The 22422-nt window shown below is 74.1% G+C and carries 10 protein-coding genes; 3 read left to right on the top strand and 7 right to left on the bottom strand.

The features are described from left to right. Nucleotides 1-10: 10 nt before the first annotated feature. The 3 genes from ASC60_RS36830 to ASC60_RS36820 are packed head-to-tail and all read right to left on the bottom strand — an operon-like array spanning nucleotide 11 to nucleotide 12824. Nucleotides 11-586 (bottom strand): FcoT family thioesterase, encoded by a 576-nt coding sequence (locus ASC60_RS36830; protein ID WP_055558085.1) that lies wholly within the window; start codon nucleotides 584-586, stop codon nucleotides 11-13. Further along, nucleotides 583-11169 (bottom strand): type I polyketide synthase, encoded by a 10587-nt coding sequence (locus ASC60_RS36825; RefSeq protein WP_055558084.1) that lies wholly within the window; start codon nucleotides 11167-11169, stop codon nucleotides 583-585. Before ASC60_RS36825 ends, ASC60_RS36830 begins: the two co-directional genes overlap by 4 nt. A 56-nt stretch (nucleotides 11170-11225) precedes the next feature. Further along, entirely contained in the window at nucleotides 11226-12824 is a 1599-nt protein-coding gene (locus ASC60_RS36820) for an AMP-binding protein (RefSeq protein WP_055558083.1), read from the bottom strand. A 264-nt stretch (nucleotides 12825-13088) separates the two neighbouring features. Here ASC60_RS36820 and ASC60_RS36815 point away from each other — a divergent pair, with 264 nt between their 5' ends. After that, entirely contained in the window at nucleotides 13089-14030 is a 942-nt protein-coding gene (locus ASC60_RS36815; protein ID WP_079038874.1) for an ACP S-malonyltransferase, read from the top strand. A gap of 44 nt (nucleotides 14031-14074) precedes the next feature. Here the strand turns inward: ASC60_RS36815 and ASC60_RS36810 are convergent, their stop codons facing one another. Then, nucleotides 14075-14311 carry an acyl carrier protein gene (locus ASC60_RS36810; RefSeq protein ID WP_055558082.1) on the bottom strand — a complete coding sequence of 79 codons (237 nt, stop codon included), beginning with the start codon at nucleotides 14309-14311 and terminating at the stop codon, nucleotides 14075-14077. Between the two features lie 134 nt (nucleotides 14312-14445). Here ASC60_RS36810 and ASC60_RS36805 point away from each other — a divergent pair, with 134 nt between their 5' ends. After that, complete coding sequence (locus ASC60_RS36805) at nucleotides 14446-15975, top strand: AMP-binding protein (protein WP_055558081.1); 1530 nt, start codon at nucleotides 14446-14448, stop codon at nucleotides 15973-15975. A gap of 7 nt (nucleotides 15976-15982) precedes the next feature. On the opposite strand, the gene ASC60_RS36800 is transcribed toward ASC60_RS36805, so the two are convergent. Further along, complete coding sequence (locus ASC60_RS36800; protein ID WP_055558080.1) at nucleotides 15983-16579, bottom strand: TetR/AcrR family transcriptional regulator; 597 nt, start codon at nucleotides 16577-16579, stop codon at nucleotides 15983-15985. 85 nt (nucleotides 16580-16664) lie between these two features. On the opposite strand from ASC60_RS36800, the gene ASC60_RS36795 reads away from it, so the two are divergent. Beyond that, complete coding sequence (locus tag ASC60_RS36795; RefSeq protein ID WP_055558079.1) at nucleotides 16665-18257, top strand: MFS transporter; 1593 nt, start codon at nucleotides 16665-16667, stop codon at nucleotides 18255-18257. Nucleotides 18258-18344: 87 nt separating this feature from the next. Here the strand turns inward: ASC60_RS36795 and ASC60_RS36790 are convergent, their stop codons facing one another. Continuing rightward, the gene (locus tag ASC60_RS36790; RefSeq protein ID WP_055558078.1) at nucleotides 18345-19583 is read right to left on the bottom strand and encodes a cytochrome P450; all 1239 of its coding nucleotides are present in this window, start codon (nucleotides 19581-19583) and stop codon (nucleotides 18345-18347) included. 92 nt (nucleotides 19584-19675) lie between these two features. After that, nucleotides 19676-22422: type I polyketide synthase (locus ASC60_RS36785; RefSeq protein WP_267892860.1), on the bottom strand; the 2747-nt coding region annotated here is incomplete at its 5' end.

Below are 22422 nucleotides of genomic sequence, written 5' to 3'. Positions count from 1 at the left end.
GCCGGGCGGGTCAGTTTTCGGGCGGGTTGGTGATGGCGGCGGCGATCTCACCATGGCTCTCGCCGCCCTGCTCGTCCCAGTAGCGGCAGCGGGTCCGCAGCATCACCAGGGCGTCGCGCAGGTCGTTGGCGTCCCATTCGGCGATGTCGGCGATCTCGATCTCGCCGCGGAAGTGGCGGCCGCTCATGGCGGTGCGGAAGGTGCTCTTGAAGTCGGTGATGAACACGTCCGCGAGCTGCCGGGTCCAGAACTGCTCCAGCGTCCACCGGGAGAAGGGCGCGACGAGCGATTCCTTCACCGACTTGGCCATCAGGTAGTAGGCCATCTGGTTGAAGCAGATGTTGAACTCGACCGAGTTGAAGTGCCCGGTGTCGTCGATGTAGCAGGACTCGGGGATCAGGAAGGTGCAGGCGGCGCCGAGCCGTCCGCCGTCGAGGGGGTCGCCCGCCACCGTGACCGTGGCCGAGGTGAGGTATTCGCACCGCTTGGCCCGGTAGGGGGTGAGGACGCGGTGCAGCAGTTCCTCGTCGGTGGGGTAGACGCGCTGGTCGGTGTCGTCGAGCGGGTCGTGGAGCAGCCGGGTCATGTCGGGTCTCCTGATCGTTGCGCGGTGCGGAGGAGGTCGGCGAGGCTCATGTTCCGGATGGCCTCGGTGCGGTCCTCGGTGTCCTGGCCGGGCTCCGGGCCGTCCGGTGTGGATTCCGGCTCGCCGAAGCCCAGTTCGTCCAGCAGGTGGCGGGTGAGGACGAGCGCGGTCGGGTGGTCGAAGACGAGCGTCGCGGACAGGCGCTCCCCGACGGCCTCGCCGAGGGCGTTGCGGAACCGCACGGCGGCGAGGGAGTCGAAGCCCATGTCGCGGAACGACCGCTCGGCGTCGACCTCGTCGGCGCCGGCGAAGCCGAGGGTGGCGGCGGCCCGGGCGCGGACCACGTCGAGCAGTGCCTGTTCCCGGCGGGCGGGCGTGAGGCGGGCCAGCCGGTCGCGCAGGCTCTCGGCGGGTTCGGGCAGGGACGCGGCGGGGTCGACGGCGCGGCGCGCCGGGCCGCGTACCAGGTCGCGCATCAGGTACGGCACCTCGGAGCGGCGCTGCCCGCTCAGGTCGAGCCGTACGGGCGCCAGGAACGCCCGGTCGAGCGCCCCGGCGGCGTCCAGCAGCGCCAAGCCGTCGCCGGAGGCGATGGGCAGCACGCCGTCACGCCGCATGCCCGCGATGTCGGCGGCGTCCAGCGCGCCGGTCATGCCGCTGGCCTCCGCCCACAGTCCCCAGGCCAGCGACTGCGCGGGCAGCCCGTGGGCGCGGCGGTGTGCGGCGAGGCCGTCGAGGAAGGCGTTGGCGGCGGCGTAGTTGCCCTGCCCGGCGCCTCCGGTCACGCCCGCGGCGGACGAGAACAGCACGAACGCCGAGAGGTCCTGGCCCGCGGTGAGTTGATGGAGGTTCAGCGCCGCGTCGACCTTGGGGCGCATCACCGCGGCCAGCTTCTGCGGCGTCAGCGAGGAGATGATCCCGTCGTCGAGGACGCCCGCGGTGTGCACGACTGCGGCGAGCGCACGGCCCGCCAGCACGGCCGCCAGCGCGTCGCGGTCGGCGGCGTCGCAGGCGGCCACCTCGACGCGGGCGCCGAGCGCGGTGAGGTCGGCGGCCAGGGCGTCGGCGCCGGGCGCGGCGGGGCCCCGGCGGCTGGTGAGCAGCAGGTCGGTGACGCCGTGGGCGGTGACCAGGTGGCGGGCGACCAGGCCGCCCAGGGTGCCGGTGCCGCCGGTGATCAGCACGGTGCCGGGCCGGCCGCCGAAGACGGTGGCGGGAGCGCCGGGTCGGTCCACGGTGACACGGGTCAGACGCGGCCGGAGGAGGGTGCCGGAGCGCAGCGCGAGCTGCGCCTCACCGGTGGCCACCGCCGCGCCGAGGTCGGCCTCGGTGGGCTCGGCGCCGGTGTCGGCCGGGTCGAGGTCGATGAGGACGACACGCCCCGGGTTCTCCGCCTGGGCGCTGCGGACCAGCCCCCAGACCGCGGCTCCGGCGAGGTCGGTGACGTCCTCGCCGTCCACGGACACCGCTCCCCGGGTGACGACGGCCAGCGTGGCGTCGTCGTCCCGTTCCTCCTCCAGCCAGGACTGGAGGACGCCCAGCGCCGCCGCGGCCTGAGCGTGTACGGCCTCGGTGGTCGTGCCGCCCGCGCAGCGGTGCACGACCGTCCCCGAAGGGGCGGCCTCATGTGGCACGGCGGGCGCCCAGGCGAGTTCGAACAGCGCGTCGTGGGACGCGGCCGCCGGTGCGAGGCCGGTGGCCATCGGGCGCAGTACGAGCGAGTCGACGGACGCGACGGGGCGGCCCGCGGTGTCGGTGAGGCGCAGCGCCACCTCGTCCTCGCCCAGCCGGGTCATCCGCAGCCGGAGCGCGGCGGCCCCCGAGGCGTGCAGGTCGACCCGCGTCCAGGCGAACGGAAGGGTGACCCGCTCGGCGTCGGTGGCGAGCAGCGCGGTGGCGTGCAGGGCCGCGTCGAGCGCGGCGGGGTGCAGCCCGAACCGGGGGGCCTCGGCGGCGGCCTGCTCGGGCAGCGCGATGTCCGCGTACACCGCGTCGCCGGACCGCCAGGCGGCGCGCAGCCCCTGGAACGCGGGTCCGTAGGCGGGGCCGTCGGCGGAGGGCGGCTCGTAGAAGCCGGTCAGGTCGGCCGGTTCGGCGCCCGGTGGCGGCCAGGGCGCGGGGTCGGGCGCCGGTTCCGGTGCGGCGTCGGCGAGGGTGCCCTGGGCGTGGCGGGTCCAGGCGGCGCCGGCGGGTGCGTCGTCGGGCCGCGAGTGGATGGACACGGTGCGCAGGTCCGGGCCGACGACGACCTGGATGGCCACGCCGCCGCGCTCCGGGAGGGCGAGGGGGGCCTCCAGCGTCAGCTCCTCCACGCGTCCCCGGCCGACCTCGTCACCGGCGCGGACGGCCAGTTCCACGAAGCCCGAGCCGGGGAAGAGGACCGTGCCGGCGACGGCGTGGTCGGCCAGCCACGGCTGGGCGGAGCGTGACAGCCGCCCGGTGAGCAGCACTCCCCCGGCCCCGGCGACCGGCACCGCCGCGCCGAGCAGCGGGTGGTCGGCGGGCAGCTGGCCGACGCCCCGCGCGTCGCCGGTGTGTTCGGGCGCGGGCAGCCAGTACCGCTTGCGCTGGAAGGGGTACGTGGGCAGGTCGACGCGGCGGGCTCCGGTACCGGCGAACTGGGTTTCCCAGTCGACGGTGGCGCCCCGTACGTACGCCTCGGCCAGCGAAGTGAGGAACTCGCGCGGGCTCCCCGCCTCGCGGCGCAGGGTGCCGACGAGGGTGGCGGCCACCCCGGCCGATTCGGCGGTCTCGCCGAGCCCGGCCAGCAGGCCCGGATGCGGGCTGGATTCGACGAAGATCTCGAAGCCGTCGGCCAGCAGCGCGCGCGTCGTCTCCTCGAACCGGACGGTCTGCCGCAGGTTGGTGTACCAGTACGCGGCGTCCAGGCCCGCGGTGTCCAGCTGCCCGGCGGTGACGGTGGAGTAGAACGGGACGGCCGAGGTGCGCGGGGTCAGACCGGTCAGCTCGCTGAGCAGCCGGTCGCGGATCTCCTCCACGAACACCGAGTGGGAGGCGTAGTCCACGCGGATGCGGCGGGTCCGCACGCCCTCGGCGTCCAGCCGGTCCCGCAGCTCGTCCAGGGCCCGCGGGTCGCCGCAGACGACGACGGAGGCGGGCCCGTTGACGACGGCGAGCTGGAGGCGGCCGTCCCAGTCGGCCAGGTACCCGGCCGTGCGGTCGGCGGACAGGGCCACCGACATCATGCCGCCCCGGCCCGCCAGGTCCTGTCGGATGATCCGGCTGCGCAGGGCGACGACGCGGGCGCCGTCCTCCAGCGACAGCGCGCCGGCGACGCAGGCGGCGGCGATCTCGCCCTGGGAGTGGCCGACGACGGCGGCCGGTTCGACACCGGCGGCGCGCCACGCCTCGGCCAGCGACACCATCAGCGCCCACAGCGCGGGCTGTACGACGTCGACGGCCTCCAGGGGCGGTGCGCCGGGCGCGCCGTGCAGCACGTCGAGCAGGTCCCATTCGACGTAACGCTCCAGGGCCTTGGCGCATTCGCCGAGGCGGGTCGCGAAGGCCGGTGAGTGCTCCAGCAGGTCCACGCCCATGCCGGGCCACTGCGAGCCCTGCCCGGGGAAGACGAACACGGCGCGCGGGTCGCCGCGCCGCACGCCCTGGACGACGGAGGCGGGCGTCTTCCCGGCCGCCACCGCGTCGAGTCCGGCCAGCAGTCCGTCGCGGTCTGCGTCCACGACCACGGCCCGGTGTTCCAGGGCGGCGCGGCCGCGGGCGAGCGAGGCGGCCACGTCGAGGGGGCCGGTGTCCTCGTGTTCGCGCACGTGGGCGGCGATACGGGCGGCCTGGGCGCGCAGCGCCTCGGCGGTGGCCGCGGACACGGTGAGCGGCACGACCGGCGGCGCGGCCGGGGGCCGCTCGCCGCGCGGTTCGCGCGCGGCGTGCGGCGGCGCCTCCTCCAGGACCACATGGGCGTTGGTGCCGCTGACGCCGAACGAGGACACCGCGGCGCGCCGCGGGCGGCCGTTCCCCGGCCACTGCCTGGCCTCGGTGAGGAGTTCGACGGCGCCCTCGGTCCAGTCGATGTGCGGGGAGGGGGTGTCGGCGTGCAGGGTGCGGGGCAGCACCCCGTGCCGCATCGCCATCACCATCTTGATCACGCCGGCGACTCCGGCGGCGGCCTGGGTGTGCCCCAGGTTGGACTTGACCGACCCCAGCCACAGCGGTTCGCCGTCCGCGCGCTCCTGGCCGTACGTGGCCATCAGGGCCTGGGCCTCGATCGGGTCGCCGAGGGTGGTGCCGGTGCCGTGGCCCTCGACCGCGTCGATGTCGGCGGGGGTGAGGCCCGCGGCGGCCACGGCCTGCCGGATCACCCGTTGCTGGGCGGGGCCGTTGGGCGCGGACAGGCCGTTGGAGGCGCCGTCCTGGTTGACGGCGGAGCCGCGGATCACGGCGAGCACGGGGTGTCCGGCGCGGCGCGCGTCCGACAGCCGTTCCAGCAGCAGCAGTCCAGCGCCCTCGCCCCATCCGGTGCCGTCGGCGGAGGCGCCGTACGCCTTGCAGCGGCCGTCGGCGGCGAGTCCGCGCTGCAGGCTCATCCCGATGAACGTCTCCGGGGTGGCCATCACGGTGACGCCACCGGCCAGCGCGAGGGTGCACTCGCCCTGCCGCAGCGCCTGCGCCGCCCAGTGCATCGCCACCAGGGAGGAGGAGCAGGCGGTGTCGATGGTGACCGCCGGGCCCTGGAGGCCGAGGGTGTAGGCGATGCGGCCGGAGGCGACGCTGCCGAGGCCGCCGCCCGCGGTGAAGCCCGCGAGGTCTTCGGGGACGGAGCCCGACGGCGGCGCCCAGTCGTGGTACATGACCCCGGCGAACACACCGGTGGCGCTGCCCTTCAGGGACAGCGGGTCGATGCCACCGCGCTCCAGCGTCTCCCACGCGGTTTCCAGCAGCAGGCGGTGCTGTGGGTCCATCGCCTGGGCCTCCTTCGGGCTGATGCCGAAGAAGGCGGGGTCGAAGTCGGCGGCGTCGTAGAGGAAGCCGCCCTCGCGGGTGGAGGTGGTGCCGTGTCTGCCGGGCTCGGGGTGGTAGATCTCCTCGAGGTTCCAGCCCCGGTCCTCGGGGAAGCCGGCGATCGCGTCGGTGCCGTCGGCGACCAGCCGCCACAGCTCCTCGGGGGAGGTCACGCCGCCGGGGTAGCGGCAGCCCATCGCCACGATCGCGATGGGCTCCTCGGCCGGGGCCCGCACGGCGGTCCGCGCCGGGGCGGCGGTGGAGGTGGCAGAGCCGCGCACCTTGTCGAGCACGTGGTCGGCCAGGGCGCTCGGGGTGGGATGGTCGAAGATCAGGGTGGAGGTGAGCCGGAGCCCGGTGGCCTCGCCGAGCGCGTTGCGCAGCTCGACGGCGGCCAGGGAGTCGAAGCCCAGCTCGGTGAAGGCGCGGCGGGGGTCGATGGCGGTGCCGCTGTCGTGGCCGAGGACGACGGCGATCTGCGCGCGCACCAGGTCCAGGACGATCCGGGCCCGTTCCGCGTCCGGTTTCCCGGCCAGCCGGTCGGCCAGCGCCCCGCCCGGGGCGCTGGTGGCCGTCGCGGCGGCGGCACGGCGGGCGGGGGTGCGGACCAGGCCGCGCAGCATCGGCGGGATGCCGTCGGGGCGGGCCCGCAGCGCGGGGACGTCGAGGCGCAGCGGCACCAGGGCGGGTGCGCCGGTGGTGAGGGCCTGGTCGAAGAGGGCGAGGTTCTCCTCGGAGCCGAGGGCGGGGAGCCCGGACCGCGCGGCGCGGCGGAGGGTCACCTCGTCCAGTCGGGCGCCCATGCCCGCGTCGCCCGCCCACAGGTTCCACGCCAGGGACGTGGCGGTGAGGCCGTGGGCGGCCCGGTGCTCGGCGAGCGCGTCGAGGAAGGCGTTGGCGGCGGCGTAGTTGCCCTGCCCGGCGGACTCCAGGGTCCCGGCCGCGGAGGAGAACAGCACGAACGCGGCCAGCGGGCGGTCCCGGGTCAGCTCGTGCAGATGCCAGGCGCCGTCCGCCTTGCCGTGGAAGACGGTACGGACCTGCTCGGCGGTGAGCGATCCGGCCAGCCCGTCGTCGATGACTCCGGCGGCGTGGACGACGGCCGTCAGCGGATGCTCGTCGGGGACGGCCTCCAGCAGCGCCGCCAGCGCGGCGCGGTCGGCCACATCGCAGGCGGCCACGGTCGCCTGGGCGCCCAACCCGGCCAGCTCGGTTACGAGTTCGGCGGCTCCGGGGCCGTCCGGGCCGCGCCGCCCGGTGAGCAGCAGGCGCTTCACCCCGTACCGGCGGACGAGGTGGCGGGCGACCAGCCCGCCGAGCCCCCCGGTGCCGCCGGTGATCAGCACCGTGCCGTCCGGGTCCCACGCGGCGCGCGGCGGGGCGTCCGGCAGGGGGGTGCGCGCCAGGCGCGGTACGAGCACCGCGCCGTCGCGCAGGGCGAGTTGGGGCTCGCCGGTGGCCAGGGCGGCGCGCAGTTCGGTTTCGGGCGCCTCGCGGTCGATGCCGACGAGGACGAACCGGCCGGGGTTCTCGGCCTGGGCCGAGCGCACCAGCGCCCACAGGGGCGCGAGCGTCAGGTCGCCCGGCGCCTCCCGGGTGACGATGGCCAGCCGGGTGTCGTCGCGCAGCGCGTTCTCGATGAGCTTCAGGCCGTACAGCGTGGCTTCCCGCGCCGCCACGGCGGGGGCGCCGGGGAAGGTGGCGGGCACGTACGCGAGCTGGAATTCCCCGGCCGTGGCGTCCGGCCGCGGCGGGGCCTGGACCTCGGTCCATTCGACGCGCAGCAGCGCCCCGTCCCGCGCCCCGGACAGCACCCCGTTCAGCGGCACGGGCCGCTGGACGAGGGAGCGTACGGTGGCGACCGGCGCCCCGGTGGTGTCGGCCAGCTCGACCGCGACCTCGTCCGCGGCGGTCCGGAGCAGGTGGACGCGTACGGCCGTGGCGCCGGCGGCGTGCAGTTCCAGGCCGAGCCAGGCGAACGGGAGCCGCACCTGACCGTCGTCCTCCGGCCCCTCGGCGGCGTGCAGGCTGGCGTCCAGCAGCGCCGGATGCAGCCCGAACCGGTCGGCGCCCGGTTCGTCGACGGCGACCTCGGCGAACACCTCGTCGCCGCGGCGCCACGCGGCGCGCACGCCCTGGAACGCGGGCCCGTAGCCGTACCCTTGCGCGGCCTGGCGCTCGTAGAGGCCGTCGACGTCGATGGGCTCCGCGCCGTCCGGTGGCCACTGGGCGAACGCGGCCCCGTCGGCGGCCGCGCCCTCACCGTGTTCGGCCAGCACGCCACTGGCGTGCCGGGTCCAGTTCTCCTCGCTGCGCGCGGGGCGGGAGTAGATCTCGACGGTGCGGCGGCCCGCCGCGTCGGGCGCGCCGACGACGACCTGGACCTCCACCGCCGCCTCCCCGGTCAGCGACAGCGGTGTCTCCAGGGTGAGTTCCTCCACCACGCCGCAGCCCGCCTCGTCCCCGGCCCGCACGGCCAGCTCGACCAGAGCGGTGCCGGGCACGAGGACGACGCCGGCGATGACGTGGTCGGCCAGCCACGGCTGCGACCGGGTGGACAGCAGGCCCGTCAGGACCAGCCCGTCGACGCCCGCGAGGCTGACGGCGGTGTCCAGCAGCGGATGCCCGATGGTGCCCGGGCCGCTCCCGGCGTCCAGCCAGTACCGTTTGCGCTGGAACGCGTAGGTGGGCAGCGCGGTCCGGCGGGCCCCGCGGCCCGCGAAGAAGCGGTCCCAGTCGACGGCCACGCCGTGGGCGTGCGCCGTGCCGAGCGCGGTGACGGCCTGCCGCTCCTCGTCGTGCCCGTCGCGCAGCAGCGCGGCGAACGCGGTGTCGGGGCCGCCGTCGGTCAGGCAGTCGCGCCCCATCGCCGACAGCACGGCGTCGGGGCCCGGCTCCAGATAGGTGGTGACGCCGTGGGCCTCCAGCCGGTGCATGGCGTCGGCGAACCGCACCGGCTCGCGGACGTGGCGCACCCAGTGGCCGGCGTCGAATACGGTGCCGACCTCCCCGGTCAGGGCGGATACCAGGGGGATGCTGGGCGGCGCGTACGTGAGGGTTTCGGCGATCCGGCGGAAGCCGTCGAGCATCGGGTCCATCAGCGGCGAGTGGAAGGCGTGCGAGACGCGCAGCCGTCGCGTCTTGCGGCCCTGTCCGGCGAATCGGGCGGCGACGGCCAGCACGGCGTCGGCCTCACCGGACAGCACCACGGCGGCCGGGCCGTTGACGGCGGCGAGGCCGACCCGGTCGGTCAGCCAGGGGGCGACCTCCGCCTCTTCGGCCTGGACGGCCACCATGGCTCCGCCCTGGGGCAGTTCGTCCATCAGCGTGCCGCGCGCGCCGACCAGCAGGGCCGCGTCGGCCAGGGTCATGACCCCGGCGGCGTGCGCGGCGGCGATCTCGCCGATGGAGTGCCCGGCGACGAGGCCGGGGGTGACGCCCCACGACTCCAGCAGCCGGAACAGGGCGGTCTCGACGGCGAAGAGCGCGGCCTGCGCGTACCGGGTCCGGTGGAGGAGTTCGGCCCGCGGCGAGCCGGGAGCGGCGAACAGCACCTCGCCCAGCGGCTCGTCGAGGTGGAGGTCGAGGTGATCGGCGGCCTCCTGGAGGGCTCGCGCGAACACCGGGAAGGACCGCGCCAGTTCGCGTCCCATGCCGACGCGCTGGCTGCCCTGGCCGGTGAACAGGAACGCGGTCCGGCCCGTCGCCCGCGTCGTTCCGGTGAGCAGCCCGGGCGCGGTCCCGCCCTCGGCGAGGGCGGTCAGGGCGCGGTGCAGCTGGTCGCGGTCGGTGGCGACGACCGTGGCGCGGTGGCGCAGCGCGGCGCGCGTGGTGGCGGCCGAGTACGCGATGTCCAGCGGCGACGCGTCGTCCAGGACCGTCAGGAGCCGGGCGGCCTGTCCGCGCAGGGCGTCCTCGCCCTGCGCGGACAGGACGACGGGGACGGGGCGGCCCGCCGCGGGGGCGCCGGGGGTTTCCGGGGCGGGGGCGGGCGGTTCCTCGATGATGACGTGGGCGTTGGTGCCGCTCGCGCCGAACGAGGAGATCCCGGCCCGGCGCGGGGTGTCCGTGGCCTCCCACGGGACGGGTTCGGTGAGGAGCCGGACGGTGCCGCCGGACCAGTCGACGTGCGGGGTCGGCGCGTCCACGTGCAAGGTGCGGGGCAGCGTACGGTTGCGCATCGCCTGGACCATCTTGATGACCCCGGCGGCGCCCGCCGCCGCGCCGGTGTGCCCGATGTTGGACTTCACCGATCCCAGCCACAGGGGCTTGCCGGGTGTGCGCCCGCCTCCGTAGGTGGCGACCAGGGCCTGGCCTTCGATGGGGTCGCCGAGGGTGGTGCCGGTGCCGTGCGCCTCGACGGCGTCGACCTCGCCGGGGGTGAGGCCCGCGTCGGCGAGCGCCTGGCGGATCACGCGCGCTTGCGCGAGGCCGTTGGGCGCGGCGAGGCCGTTGCTGGCGCCGTCCTGGTTGATGGCGGTGCCGCGGATCACGGCCAGCACCGGGTGCCCGTCGCGCAGCGCGTCGGTGAGGCGGGCCAGGACGAACACGCCCGCGCCCTCGGCGAAGGAGGTGCCGTCCGCCGCCGCGGCGAACGCCTTGATCCGCCCGTCCGGGGCCAGGCCGCGCTGGCGGCTGAACGTGGTGAACGTACCGGGGCTGGAGATGACGGTGACGCCGCCCGCCAGCGCCAGCCCGCACTCCCCGCGCTGGAGGGACCGTATGGCCAGGTGGAGGGCGGTGAGCGAGCCGGAGCACGCGGTGTCGACGGTGAGCGTGGGCCCTTCGAGGCCGAGCGTGTAGGCGACGCGGCCTGACACGACGCTGGGCAGGCTGCCGCCCAGGACATAGCCGTCGAGGCCGTCCGGCGCCTCGTGCGTACGGGGCCCGTACTCATGCGGCTCGACACCGATGAACACCCCCGACGGAGTGCCGCGCAGCCGGCCCGGGTCGATGCCCGCGCGCTCCAGCGCCTCCCAGGTGGTCTCCAGCAGCAGCCGCTGCTGGGGGTCCATGGCCAGCGCCTCTTTGGGGTTGATCTGGAAGAAGTCGGCGTCGAAGTCGGCGGCGTCCGGCAGGAATCCGCCGCGCCGCACATAGCTGGTGCCGGTGGCGGAGGGGTCGGGGTCGTAGAGGCGGTCCAGGTCCCAGCCCCGGTCGGCGGGGAAGTCGGTGAGCACATGGGTGCCGTCGGCCAGGATCCGCCACAGGTCCTCGGGCGAGGTCACCCCGCCGGGGTAGCGGCAGCCGATTCCGACGATGGCGATCGGCTCGTCGGACGCCACGGGCGCGGTGGTGGTGGCGGGCTCGTGGTGGCCTTCCGGCTCGGTGGTGCCGTGTACCACGTCCACCAGGTGGCGGGCGAGGGCGGCCGGTGTCGGGTGGTCGAAGCCGATGGTGACGGGCAGCTCCACCCCTAGTTCGGCGGTGAGCCGCCGGTGCAGCTGGACCAGGCCGAGCGAGTCCAGGCCCTCCGCCAGGAACGGGCGGTCGGCCGCCACGTCGGTGGGTCCGTCCCCGTAGGTGTCGGGGTCGGCGGCCCGCAGCACGGCAGCGGCCTGCGCCAGCACCAGTTCCAGCATCGCGGCCTGTGACTGCTCGGTCATGTGCATACTCCGCAACGAAGAAGAGGCATGGAGGCGTTCGGGGTGGTCAGGGGTGCTCAGGCCGCCGCGCGGGCGGCCAGCGCGGCGCGGTCGACCTTGCCGTTGACGGTCAGCGGGAACTCGTCCACCACGTGCAGACCCTGCGGGATCATGTACGCGGGCAGCGCGGCGCGGCAGAACGCGATGACTTCCCTGGCGTCCGGCGCGGGGCCGCCGGGCGCGTGGGTGACGAACGCGTGCAGCACCGGGTCGCCGTCGTCGCGCGGCAGGAGCATCGCGACGGCGCCGGTGACGCCGGTGAACTCGCCGATGCGGCGCTCCACCTCGCCCAGTTCGACGCGGTTGCCGCGGATCTGCACCTGGGAGTCGGCGCGGCCGTGGAAGTACAGTTCGCCGTCCGCTCCCATGGTGGCCAGGTCGCCGGTCTTGAACACCCGCTGCCCCGACCTGGGGTCGAGCGGATCGGGGACGACGACGGCGCGGGTGGCCTCCGGGTCGTTCCAGTAGCCGGAGAACAGCGACGGGCTGCGCAGATAGATCTCGCCGAGCACCCCGGGCTCGTCCACCAGGCGGCCGTCGGGCCCGATGAGCATCATCTCCGCGCCCGCGACCGCGTAGCCGATCGACAGGCGCTCGGTGCCGGGCGGCAGCGGGTTGGGCACCTCGGTGATGGACGCGGCCATCGTCTCGGTGGCCCCGTAGCCGTTGGTGAAGCGCACCTTCGGCAACAGCTCCTGGAGGGCGCGCAGTTCCTCCAGGGGGAAGTCCTCCCCGGAGAACGCGATGCGCCGCAGCACGCCCTGCTCGCCCAGCTCGGCCAGCAGGCCGGGCTCGTGGCGCAGCACCGGACGCCACGCCGACGGAACGGCGTCGACCTGCGTCGTGCCGGTGTCGCGCAGGAACGACAGGAAGCGGCGGGGCCAGCCCAGCCGGTCACGCGGTACGGGCACCAGCGCGGCGCCGTGGCTGAGGGCGAACCCGATGTCGAACAGGGCGAAGTCGAACTGCAGCGGCGCGGTGCCCGCCACCCGGTCCTCGGCCGTGATCAGCTCCGCGGCCTCCGCGCCCCGCAGGAACGCGATGACGCCGCGGTGGCTCATGACCACGCCCTTGGGCCGTCCGGTCGTGCCCGAGGTGAAGGTGATGTACGCGGTGTCGACGGGGGTGACCACGCGGCGGCGGCGCACCCGCGGCGCGGGCGGCCGCTCCACGGTGAGGCCGTCCGCGCCGAACCGGGCCGTGCCGACTGTCTCGGGAATGCCGGTGCGCCCGCCGCGCACGGACTGCAGGTACAGCGCGGGCCGGGCGCTGTCGATGATCGTCAGGAGCCGTTCGTCCGGGGTCTCGGGGCTGGCCGGGATGAACGGCAGGCCGAGGGTGGCGCAGGCGAGGAGGGCGGCGATGGCGTCGGCGTCGGTGTCGGACTCCAGGATGACGCGGTCGCCGACGTCGAGGCCGAGCGCGTCGAGCGCGTCGGCGCAAGCGTCGGTGCGGCGCCGCAGTTCGCCGTAGGTGACCGTCTCCAGACCGCCGTCCGCCGCGGCCTGGATCACGGCGGGCCGGTCGGGGTCCTCACCCGCGGCGGCCAGCAGATATGTCCGCAGGTTGTCCACCGATGCGTGCGCCCGGGCTGGACGCGCTCCATTCCGGCTCATGCGCCACCCTCCGATTCGGGCCTTCCCCACAAATGCCAGGCTGTTTCTAACAGGGTGCTTTTACGGCCCACAAGAACTCTCGCCCACCCACCCCTGAACTAGGGGGCGTTAGGGGTTATGCCGCTACCAGGGGCCAACAAGACTGACGGAAACAATAAGATCGAAGTGCGCGGATCGAAGCGCTCGGTCCGAAGTGCGCGGGATCGAACTGCCGGGCTTTCAGAATGCACACGCGACGAGCGTGACAAAAGGGAGAGCGAGAATATGTCGGCGATTGTCTTTCCTGGAATCGGCCCGACGCGGTTCGCCGACTCGGGCCGGTTCCTGGCGGTCCATCCGGTGGCCCGCCGGCTCGTCGCCGAGGCGGACGCGGCCCTGGGCTATTCGCTGCTCGACCGGTACCGGGAAGCGGAGGCGCGCGGCGACCAGGGGGCGTTCCCCGAACCGGCCCGGATCGCGTTCCTGGTCTCCTGCCTGGCGCTGGCCGAATGGACGGTCGCCGAGCACGAGCTGGCGCCGGTGGCGTGCGCCGGGGCCAGCTTCGGCGGCACGGCGGCGGCGGTGTTCGCCGGAGCGCTGCCGTTCGCGGAGGCCGTGGCGATGACGGCGGCGTGGGGCCGCCTGGTGGACGCGTACTTCGCGCGCGAGCACCGCGACCTCGTCGCCCAGTCCTTCGCCCGCGTACCCGTAGGCGAGTTGGAGGAGATCCGGGCCGAGCTGGACGCGCGCGGCGAGTGGAACGAGGTGGCCTGCCACGTCGACCACGACTTCCACATGCTGTCGGTGCGCGAGGGGATGGTGGACTGGCTGCAGCGACGGCTCAAGGCCGTGGGCGGCCTGCCGCTGTACGTCATGCGGCCGCCGATGCACTCCGCCGTCTTCGGCGCGCTGCGGGAGGAGGTCGAGGCGGAGGTCGCCGCGAACGTCCCGTTCCGCGACCCCGCGATCCCCGTGGTGTCCGACCACGACGGCTCGCTGGTGCGGACGGCCGCGGGGGTGCGGACGCTGCTGCTGGACGCGGTGACCCGCACGGTCCGCTGGCCCTCCGTCGTCGACACGCTCCGGGGGCTGGGCACCCGGCGGGTGCACGTCACCGGGCAGGACGGGCTGTGGGGCCGGGTGGACGTGATGACCGAGGCGTTCGAGGTGGTGGCGGTGCGGCCGGAGACGGCCATGCGACCGCGCCGGCGCAGCGCGATCGCATGAGCGGACGAAGCGGACGGACACCGCGCCGGCGAAGCGAAGGCGGGTCAGCGCATGGCCGCCAGGGTTTTCCACAGCGTGGCGGGGGTGGCGAAGTTGTCGTCGTTGAGCGCGTCGTCGACGAAGCGGACGCCGTACATGTCCTCCAGCGAGGACAGCAGCGCGACCATTCCCATGGAATCGAGGCCGAAGTCACGCAGGCTCAGGTCCGCGGTGAGTTCGTCCTGCGTCTCCAGCAAAGGAAGGTGTTTGCGGAGCAGTTGCCCGAAAGACTCGTCCCACATGCGCGCTCCCCTGTTTTCTGCTGGCCTTTACTGATATCCGGCTGCCGAATAGTCGGCGTCGCGGCCAACGTAAGCCCTGCCTCCCGTGAGTCGGCACCCCTATCCACCCCTTTTCTCTCCCCGGAGGAAGGACAATGATCGAGACACCCACTCCCGGACACGGTCTGCACGAACGGTTTCTGCGCGGTCTGGCGATGTCGCCCCGCCGGGTCGCGATCCGTGTGGACGACGAGACCCTGACGTACGAGGCGATGCACGAACTGGCGCTGCGCCGGGCCGGGGCGCTGCTGGCCCGGGCCCCGCAGGGGTCGCGGGGGCCGCGGCGGCCGCACCGGGTCGCCGTCCTGGCGGACAAGAGCCTCACCGCTTATGCGGGGATGCTGGCGGCGCTGTACTCGGGCGCCACCATCGTGCCGCTCAATCCGCGGTTCCCCGCCGAACGCACCCGTCGCATGCTCACCGCGGCGGAGGTGTCGACGGTGATCGCCGATCCGATCGGCCGGGCCGCGCTGGCCGAAACCGAGCTGGACCTGCCCGTCCTGGACGAGGCCGCCGCCGCCCCGCTGGACGCGCCGGTGGCCGTGGCGCCGTCCGACATCGCGTACGTCCTGTTCACCTCGGGGTCGACGGGCCGCCCCAAGGGAGTGCCGATGACGCACGGCGCCAACGACCACTACTTCTCCCTGCTGGACCGGCGCTATGACTTCGGGCCCGCCGATGTGTTCTGCCAGAACGTGGGGCTCAACTTCGACTGCGCGATGTTCGAGCTGTTCTGCGCCTGGGGCCGCGGCGCCCCGGTGCACGCCATTCCCCCCGCGGCCCACCGGGACCTGCCCGCGTTCCTCGCCGAGCGGCGCATGACCGTGTGGTTCTCCACCCCGAGCGGCACGTCGTTCATCCGGCGGATGGGCGGGCTGACCCCGGGGGCGATGCCCACGCTGCGGTGGAGCTTCTTCGCGGGCGAGGCGCTGCTGTGCGAGGACGCCGCGGCCTGGCAGGCCGCCGCGCCGAACTCGCGGATCGAGAATCTCTACGGGCCGACCGAGCTGACCGTCACCATCACCGGGCACCGCTGGTCGCCGCGGACCTCACCGCAACGGGCGGTGAACGGCGTCGTCCCCATCGGCACGGTGCATCCCGGCCATGACCATCTGCTGCTCGACGGGGACACCGAGTCGGCGGTCGAGGGCGAACTGTGCGTCACCGGGCCGCAGATGACACCGGGCTACCTGGACGCCGCGGACGACGAGGGCCGGTTCCTGGAGCGCGACGGCCGCCGCTGGTACCGGACGGGTGACCGGGTGCGGCGGCTGGACGACGGCGAGCTGGCCTACCTCGGCCGCCTGGACACCCAGGTGCAGATCCAGGGCTTCCGCGTCGAACTGGCCGAGGTGGACCACGTCGTACGGAGGTGTGCGGGCGTGCGGAACGCCGCCACCGTGACCCGCCCGGCCCCGGGCGGCGGACTGGAACTCGTCCTCTACTACACCGGCGACCGCGTGCACCCGGTGACGCTGCGCCGCGAGCTGGCGGCGCACCTGCCCGAGCCCATGGTGCCCAAGGTGTTCCGGCATGTGGCGGAGTTCCCGCTGAACGCCAACCACAAGGTCGACCGGGGGCGGCTGGCCCGCGAGGCGGCCGCGATGCCGGACGGCACGTCCTGAGCCGGGCTCAGACGGCCATCCCCGACCCGAAGCGCCGGGCGTCCTCCACGACCGTGCGCAGCGCCTCGGCGAGCGACGCGCCCGTCGAGGCGTGCTCGGGGTCGATGACCCACTGCATCATCACGCCGCTGAGCAGCGCGTGGTAGAACTGCCCGACCGCGGCCCGGGTGTGCGGGGGCAAGTCCTCGCCGCCGAGGAGGAGTTCCACCAGACCCTTCTGGGCCTGCTGCTGCGCCTCGACGATGAAGCTGCGGACCTCGGGCACATGCTCGATCTGGGAGATCGCGTCGACCTGGGCGGCCCACACCGGGCGATGCCGATCGAACAGCTCGATCACCCGCGTCCAGGCCCGCTCGAACCGCCCGATCGGATCGTCGGGCAGATCCCCCACATCGGCCAGGGCCCGCTTCAGCTCCGCTGCCCACTCCTCCAACGCCTCCATGATGGCGGCGTTGAGCAGGGCCTCCTTGGTGCCGTAGTGGTAGCCGATCGAGGCCAGGTTGGCGCCGGACGCCTCGACGATGTCCCGCGCGGTGGTGCGGGCGTAGCCCTTCTCGTACAGGCAGCGCTTCGCCCCGACCAGCAGGTCCTCCCGGTGTCCCATGCGCCGAAGTCTAACCACCGCACCTGAGATTCGTCTTAGACAAGCGTCCTAGACAGATTACTTACACAAATCTATAGTCCCGCCCATGAGTGAGCCCTTAAGCGATTCCGTGAGCCCCGGACGAGCGAGCCGGAAGGACTGGATCGGCCTTGCCGTCCTGGTCATTCCGGTCGTGCTGATGTCGATGGACATGACCGTCCTGTACTTCGCGCTGCCGTTCCTCAGCGCGTCCCTGGAACCGAGTGCCACGCAGCAGCTGTGGATCGTGGACATCTACGCGTTCATGCTCGCCGGGCTGCTCATCACCATGGGCACCCTCGGCGACCACATCGGCCGCCGGCTGCTGCTCATGCTCGGCGCCGTGGTGTTCGGCGCGGCGTCGCTGGCCGCCGCCTACGCGGGCAGCGCCGAACTGCTGATCGCCGCCCGTGCCGTCCTGGGCATCGCCGGGGCCGTGCTCGCGCCGTCCACCCTCGCGCTGATCCGCAACATCTTCCACGACCCCACCGAGCGCCGTACCGCCATCGCGATCTGGACCGCCGGGCTCTCCGGCGGCGCCGCGCTGGGCCCGATCGTGTCGGGGCTCCTGCTGGAGAGGTTCTGGTGGGGCTCGGTCTTCCTGATCAACATCCCGGTCATGGCCCTGATCCTGCTGCTGGGGCCGCTTCTGCTGCCGGAGTACCGCGCCCCGCGGCCCGGCCGCTTCGACCTCCTGGGCGCCGCGCTGTCACTGGGCACCGTGCTCCCGGTCATCTACGGCATCAAGGAACTCGCCAACGACGGCTTCGCCTGGAAGTACGCGGCCAGCACGGCCGCCGGGGTCGTCGTCGGCGTGCTGTTCTACCTCCGCCAGCGCTCGGCCGCCAATCCGCTGATCGACCTGAGCCTGTTCCGCGACCGGGGGTTCAGCGCGTCCATCGGCGTCAACCTGGTGGCGCTGTTCGCGATGGTCGGCTTCCTGCTGTTCTCCACCCAGTGGATCCAGCTGGTCTACGGGCTGAGCCCGCTGGAGGCCGGGTTGTGGACGCTGCCCGCGCCGGTGGCGGTGGCGGTGACGACATCCATCGCCGCCGTGCTGGCCAAGTCGGTCCGCCCCGGCTACATCATCGGCGTCGGCATGGTCGTCTCCACGGCCGGATTCGTCGTCATGACGCAGTTGCGCGCCGATTCGAACCTGGCGGTCGCGGTGATCGGCGCCACGGTGATCTCGGCCGGGGTCGGCATGGCGATCCCCCTGACCGCCGACCTGATCGTCTCCGCGGCGCCACCGGAACGCGTGGGCGCGGCCTCGGCGCTGCCGGAGACCAGCAACCAGCTCGGCGGGGCGCTCGGGGTGGCCCTCCTGGGCAGCATCGGTTCCGCCGTCTACGCCCGCGACATCTCCGACGCGACGGCCGGTCTTCCGCACCAGGCCGCCGACGCCGCGCAGGGTTCGCTCGGCGGCGCCGCGGAGGTGGCCAAGCATCTGCCCGACCGGGCGAGCGAACCGCTCCTGCAGGTCGCCGGGGAGGCGTTCACCCGGGGTATGAACGTCAGCGCCGTGGTCGCCGGGGCCGTCATGCTGGTGGGCGCCGCGGGCGCCGCGCTGCTCATGCGGCACGTCACGACTCCCGCCGGCGCACCGGCGGCGGCCGCCCCTTCGGCAGTCGAGCCCACACCCGCCCCCAGCCCGGAGTGAGCCCCCGGGGATTCTCCGCGTCCGCACGGAAAGGGTCCCCGCGCGACGGCCGCGCGGGGACCCTTTCGGCAGAAATGCGCCGCCCGGTCAGCCGCCGAGGGTCACGGGGAGCGTGGTGTATCCGGTCAGCCCCATGACGGCGCGGCGCTCGGGCGTCCCGGCCGGCTCGATCTTCGCGAAGGTGTCGATGAGCCTCGGGAAGAGTTCGGCACCCTCGATGCGCGCGAGGCTGCCGCCGAAGCAGTAGTGGGCCCCGGCGCTGAAGCTCAGGTGGGGGCCGTTGTCGCGGGTCAGGTCCAGGCGGTGCGGGTCGGGGAACCGGCGCGGGTCGCGGTTGGCGGCGGCGAGCAGGGTCAGGACGAGCACCCCCTCGGGGATCTCGGCACCGGCGATGCTGACCGGCCGGGTGGTGACCCGGCTCGCCGCGGTGGTGTGGGTGGTGTGGCGCAGCAACTCCTCCACGGCCGACGGTGTGATGCTCTTGTCGGCGCGCCAGCGGTTCAGCTCGTCGGGGTGGTCGAGGAGGGCGAGCACCCCGGTGGCGACGAGGTTGGTGGTGGCCGCGAAGCCCGCGGTGAACAGGAACAGGATGAGCGCCATCAGCTCGTCCTCGTCCAGGCGGCCGTTGGTGGCCTCCTGGACGAGCGAGGACATCAGGTCCTCGCGCGGCGCGGCCCGGCGATTCCTGATCACCTCATGGAAGTACCGGGCCAGTTCCTCGGCGGAGGCGTCGGCACGCACCAGGTCTTCGTCCGTGTAGAGGCCGGAGAAGACGTGTGACCAGTCGTCGGCCAGCTTCCACAGGTGTTTGCCGTCCTCGTACGGAAGGCCGAGCATGTCGCTGATGACCGCGACCGGGAAGGGCACCGCCAGCAGGTCCACGAGGTCGACCGGCTCACCGCCGTCGGACCGTTCGATCAGGCCGTCGATGAGTCCGGCGGTCAGCCGCTCCACCGCGGGCCGCATCGTCTTGATCTTGTTGGGGGTGAAGACGCGGGCGGCCAGGCCGCGGATACGGCCGTGGTCGGGCTGGTTGAGGGTGACCATCGAGTTCAGGTACATGCGCAGGGAGAGGTGGTCGGCCCAGTCCTCGCGCATCTGGGTGGCGGCGCGGGCGCCGCTCTGGACGTCGGGCAGCCGCAGGAACTCGGTGACCTCCTCGTACCCGGACATCACCCACACGCCGAGCGCGGAGGCGTTGTGGACCCGGTTCACCGACTGCAGCGTCTCGTAGAGGGGGAAGGGGTCGGTGGGGAAGGGCGGCGAGATCAGCGCGATCAGCGCTTCGTCGGCCTGCTGGGCGGCCGGGGTCGTTTCGGTGGTCATGTGGGGTCGCTCTCCTCGGTGTGGTGCCGTGGTGTGATGCTCGGTGTGGTGCCGTGGTGTGGTGCCTGGTGGCGCTCCGGTCCGGCGCGTGGCTACGGCGCGGACCGCGTGTCCAGTTCGCCGTCGAGGACGTCGAACAGTTCGTCGGCGGAGAGCGATGCGAGATCGGTCTCCTCGCTCCGGTCCGGGCGGTGGGTCTCCAGCCACCCGGCCGTCAGGGCCCGCAGCCGGTCGGCGACGCGGCCGTAGACCTCCTCATCCGGTGTCGCCGACGCCAACGCCGCCTCCAGTCGGGCCAGTTCCGCCTCCAGCGGGGACGCGGTGGGCGTCGGCTCCTGGTCGCCGCCGCTCAGCTGGTCGCGCAGCTCGTCGGCGACGGCGGCGGGCGTCGGGTGGTCGAACACCAAGGTGGCGGGCAGCTTCAGCCCGGTCGCCGCACGCAGGCCGTTGCGCAGCTCCACGGCGGTGAGCGAGTCGAAGCCCAAATCCTTGAACGCCCGGTCGGACCGGATGGCGTCGGCCCCGTCGTGGCCGAGCACCGCGGCGACCTGCGTCCGCACCAGGTCCAGCAGCAGGCCGTCGCGTTCGGCGTCGTCGGTCAGGGTCGCCAGCCTCCGCCGCAGCCCCGCGCCATCGTCGCCGCCTCCCGCCACGCCCGGGCCTCCGACCCGGCGGCGCGGGCTGGGCACCAGGCCGCGCAGCATCCCCGGAATCCGGTCGGCGGGGCGTTCCCGCAGGGCGGCCGGGTCCAGGCGGAACGGCGCCAGCGCCGGTTCCCGCGTACGCAACGCGTCGTCCAGCAGCGCCAGCCCCTCCGCCCGCGACAGCGCGGGCAGTCCCATGCGCAGCATGCGCTTCCGGTCGGCCTCGGCCAGCTCGCCGAGCCCGGTGTCGGCCTCCCACAGCCCGAACGCCAGTGAGGTCACCGGCAGTCCGGCGCGGTGGCGATGGCGGGCGAGCGCGTCCAGGAACACGTTCGCCGCGGCGTAGTTGCCCTGCCCCGCGGCCAGCACGAGCCCGGCGAGCGAGGAGAACAGGACAAACGCCGACAGGTCGCGGCCGGCCGTCAGCTCGTGCAGGTTCCAGGCCCCGTCCACCTTGGGCCGCAGAACCGCGTCCATGCGTTCCGGCGTCAGCCCTCGGACCAGCCCGTTGTCCACGACACCGGCCGCGTGGACGACCGCGTCGACCGGATGCCGGGCCAGCACTCCGGCGAGCGCGGCGCGATCGGCCACATCACACGCCTCGATCGCCACCTGGGCGCCCTGCGCCGCCAGTTCGGCGCGCAGGTCCGCCGCGCCCGGCGCGCTCTCGCCCCGGCGGCTGGTCAGGACGAGCCGCCGGACGCCGTGTGCCGTCACCAGATGACGGGCGACCAGGGCGCCAAGGCCACTGGTCCCACCGGTGATCAGCACCGTGGACGCCGGATCCCACGGGGTGAGGGCCTCATCCACCGCGGCGGCGGGCACGCGGGCGAACCGGGGAACCAGAAGCTCACCGCCCCGGACCGCCACCTCGGGCGCGTCGAACACGTCGGTCACGTCCGGCACGGTGGCCTCGTCGTCGAGGTCGAGCAGCAGGAACCGGCCGGGGTTCTCCGCCGCGGCCGCCCGCACCAGACCCCACACGGGCGCCTGGCCCAGATCGACGTCCTCGCCCTCGACCGCCACCGCGCGACGGGTGACGACCGCGAGCCTCGCCTCGTCCTTGCCGTGATCGGCCAGCCACTCCTGGATGCGCGCCAGCACCTCGCCCAGGACCAGGCGTACGGCCTCGGGCGCGTCCCCCGCCGCGCGCGGGACCTCGTACACCTCGACCGGTGCCTCCGGGCGGGGGCGGTGCGTGGCCTTGGTCCAGGTGAGCGCGAACAGCGACTCGCGGTGGCCACCGCTCCCCCGCAGCTGCTCGGCCGAAACGGGCCTCGACGCCAGGTTCGCCACGGACAGGACGGGCGCCCCGGTCTCGTCGGCGACCAGCACCTCCGTACCGTCGCCCCCGTCCCGGTGCGACAGCCGGACGCGCAGCGCCGAGGCACCGGCCCGGTGGAGCGAGACGCCGCCCCAGGAGAACGGCAACTCCGGGGCCCCGTCATCGTCGCCTTCGACCAGCCCGACGTGCATCGCCGCGTCCAGCAGCGCCGGATGCACACCGAACCGGGACGCCTCCGCCCCTTCGGGCAGCGCGACCTCGGCGAACACGACGTCATCGCCGCGCCGCCAGGCCGCCCTGAGTCCCTGGAAGGCCGGACCGTAGTCATAACCGCGGGCGAGCAGGGCCTCGTAGGCGCCGTCCACCGGAAGCGGTGTCGCGTCGGCCGGCGGCCAGACGCCGAGATCGGAGGACGGTGGTGTGGCGGACGGGACGATGCCGCCGGTGGCGTTACGGGTCCATGTCTCGTCGTCGAGGGAGGAGTAGATCTCGATGGTGCGCGGGCCGGAGGCCTCCGGCCCGCCCACGACGACCCGTACCGCTACGCCGCCCTTCTCGGGAACGACGAGGGGCGCTTCGAGGGTCAGCTCGTCGATCGCCTCGCATCCCACCTGGTGTGCGGCTTGCAACGCCAGCTCGACCAGCCCGGTGCCGGGCAGCAGCAAGGTGCCCAGCACATCGTGATCGGCGAGCCAGGGCTGGGCGTCGAGGGAGAGCCGCCCGGTGAACACGGCCCCACCGGTGTCCGGCAGCACGACCCGCGCGCCCAGTAGCGGATGGTCGAGCGAGTCGGCCCCCGTGAGGGTCGTGGGCTGCTCGATCAGCCAGTAGCGCCTGCGCTGGAAGGCATACGTCGGCAACTCCACCCGCCGCGCGCCACGCCCCGCGAACACCGCACCCCAATCCACCG

This window comes from Streptomyces sp. NBRC 110028, from assembly GCF_001417735.1.
Classification (GTDB): domain Bacteria; phylum Actinomycetota; class Actinomycetes; order Streptomycetales; family Streptomycetaceae; genus Streptomyces.
Note: the sequence above shows the minus strand (reverse complement) of the source record. Positions and strands in the feature narration are given on the sequence as shown.

Coding starts and splice junctions, on each gene's coding strand:
- ASC60_RS36830 (WP_055558085.1), bottom strand. CDS start 586: ATGACCCGGCTGCTCCACGACCCGCTCGACGACACCGACCAGCGCGTC.
- ASC60_RS36825 (WP_055558084.1), bottom strand. CDS start 11,169: ATGACCGAGCAGTCACAGGCCGCGATGCTGGAACTGGTGCTGGCGCAG.
- ASC60_RS36820 (WP_055558083.1), bottom strand. CDS start 12,824: ATGAGCCGGAATGGAGCGCGTCCAGCCCGGGCGCACGCATCGGTGGAC.
- ASC60_RS36815 (WP_079038874.1), top strand. CDS start 13,089: ATGTCGGCGATTGTCTTTCCTGGAATCGGCCCGACGCGGTTCGCCGAC.
- ASC60_RS36810 (WP_055558082.1), bottom strand. CDS start 14,311: ATGTGGGACGAGTCTTTCGGGCAACTGCTCCGCAAACACCTTCCTTTG.
- ASC60_RS36805 (WP_055558081.1), top strand. CDS start 14,446: ATGATCGAGACACCCACTCCCGGACACGGTCTGCACGAACGGTTTCTG.
- ASC60_RS36800 (WP_055558080.1), bottom strand. CDS start 16,579: ATGGGACACCGGGAGGACCTGCTGGTCGGGGCGAAGCGCTGCCTGTAC.
- ASC60_RS36795 (WP_055558079.1), top strand. CDS start 16,665: ATGAGTGAGCCCTTAAGCGATTCCGTGAGCCCCGGACGAGCGAGCCGG.
- ASC60_RS36790 (WP_055558078.1), bottom strand. CDS start 19,583: ATGACCACCGAAACGACCCCGGCCGCCCAGCAGGCCGACGAAGCGCTG.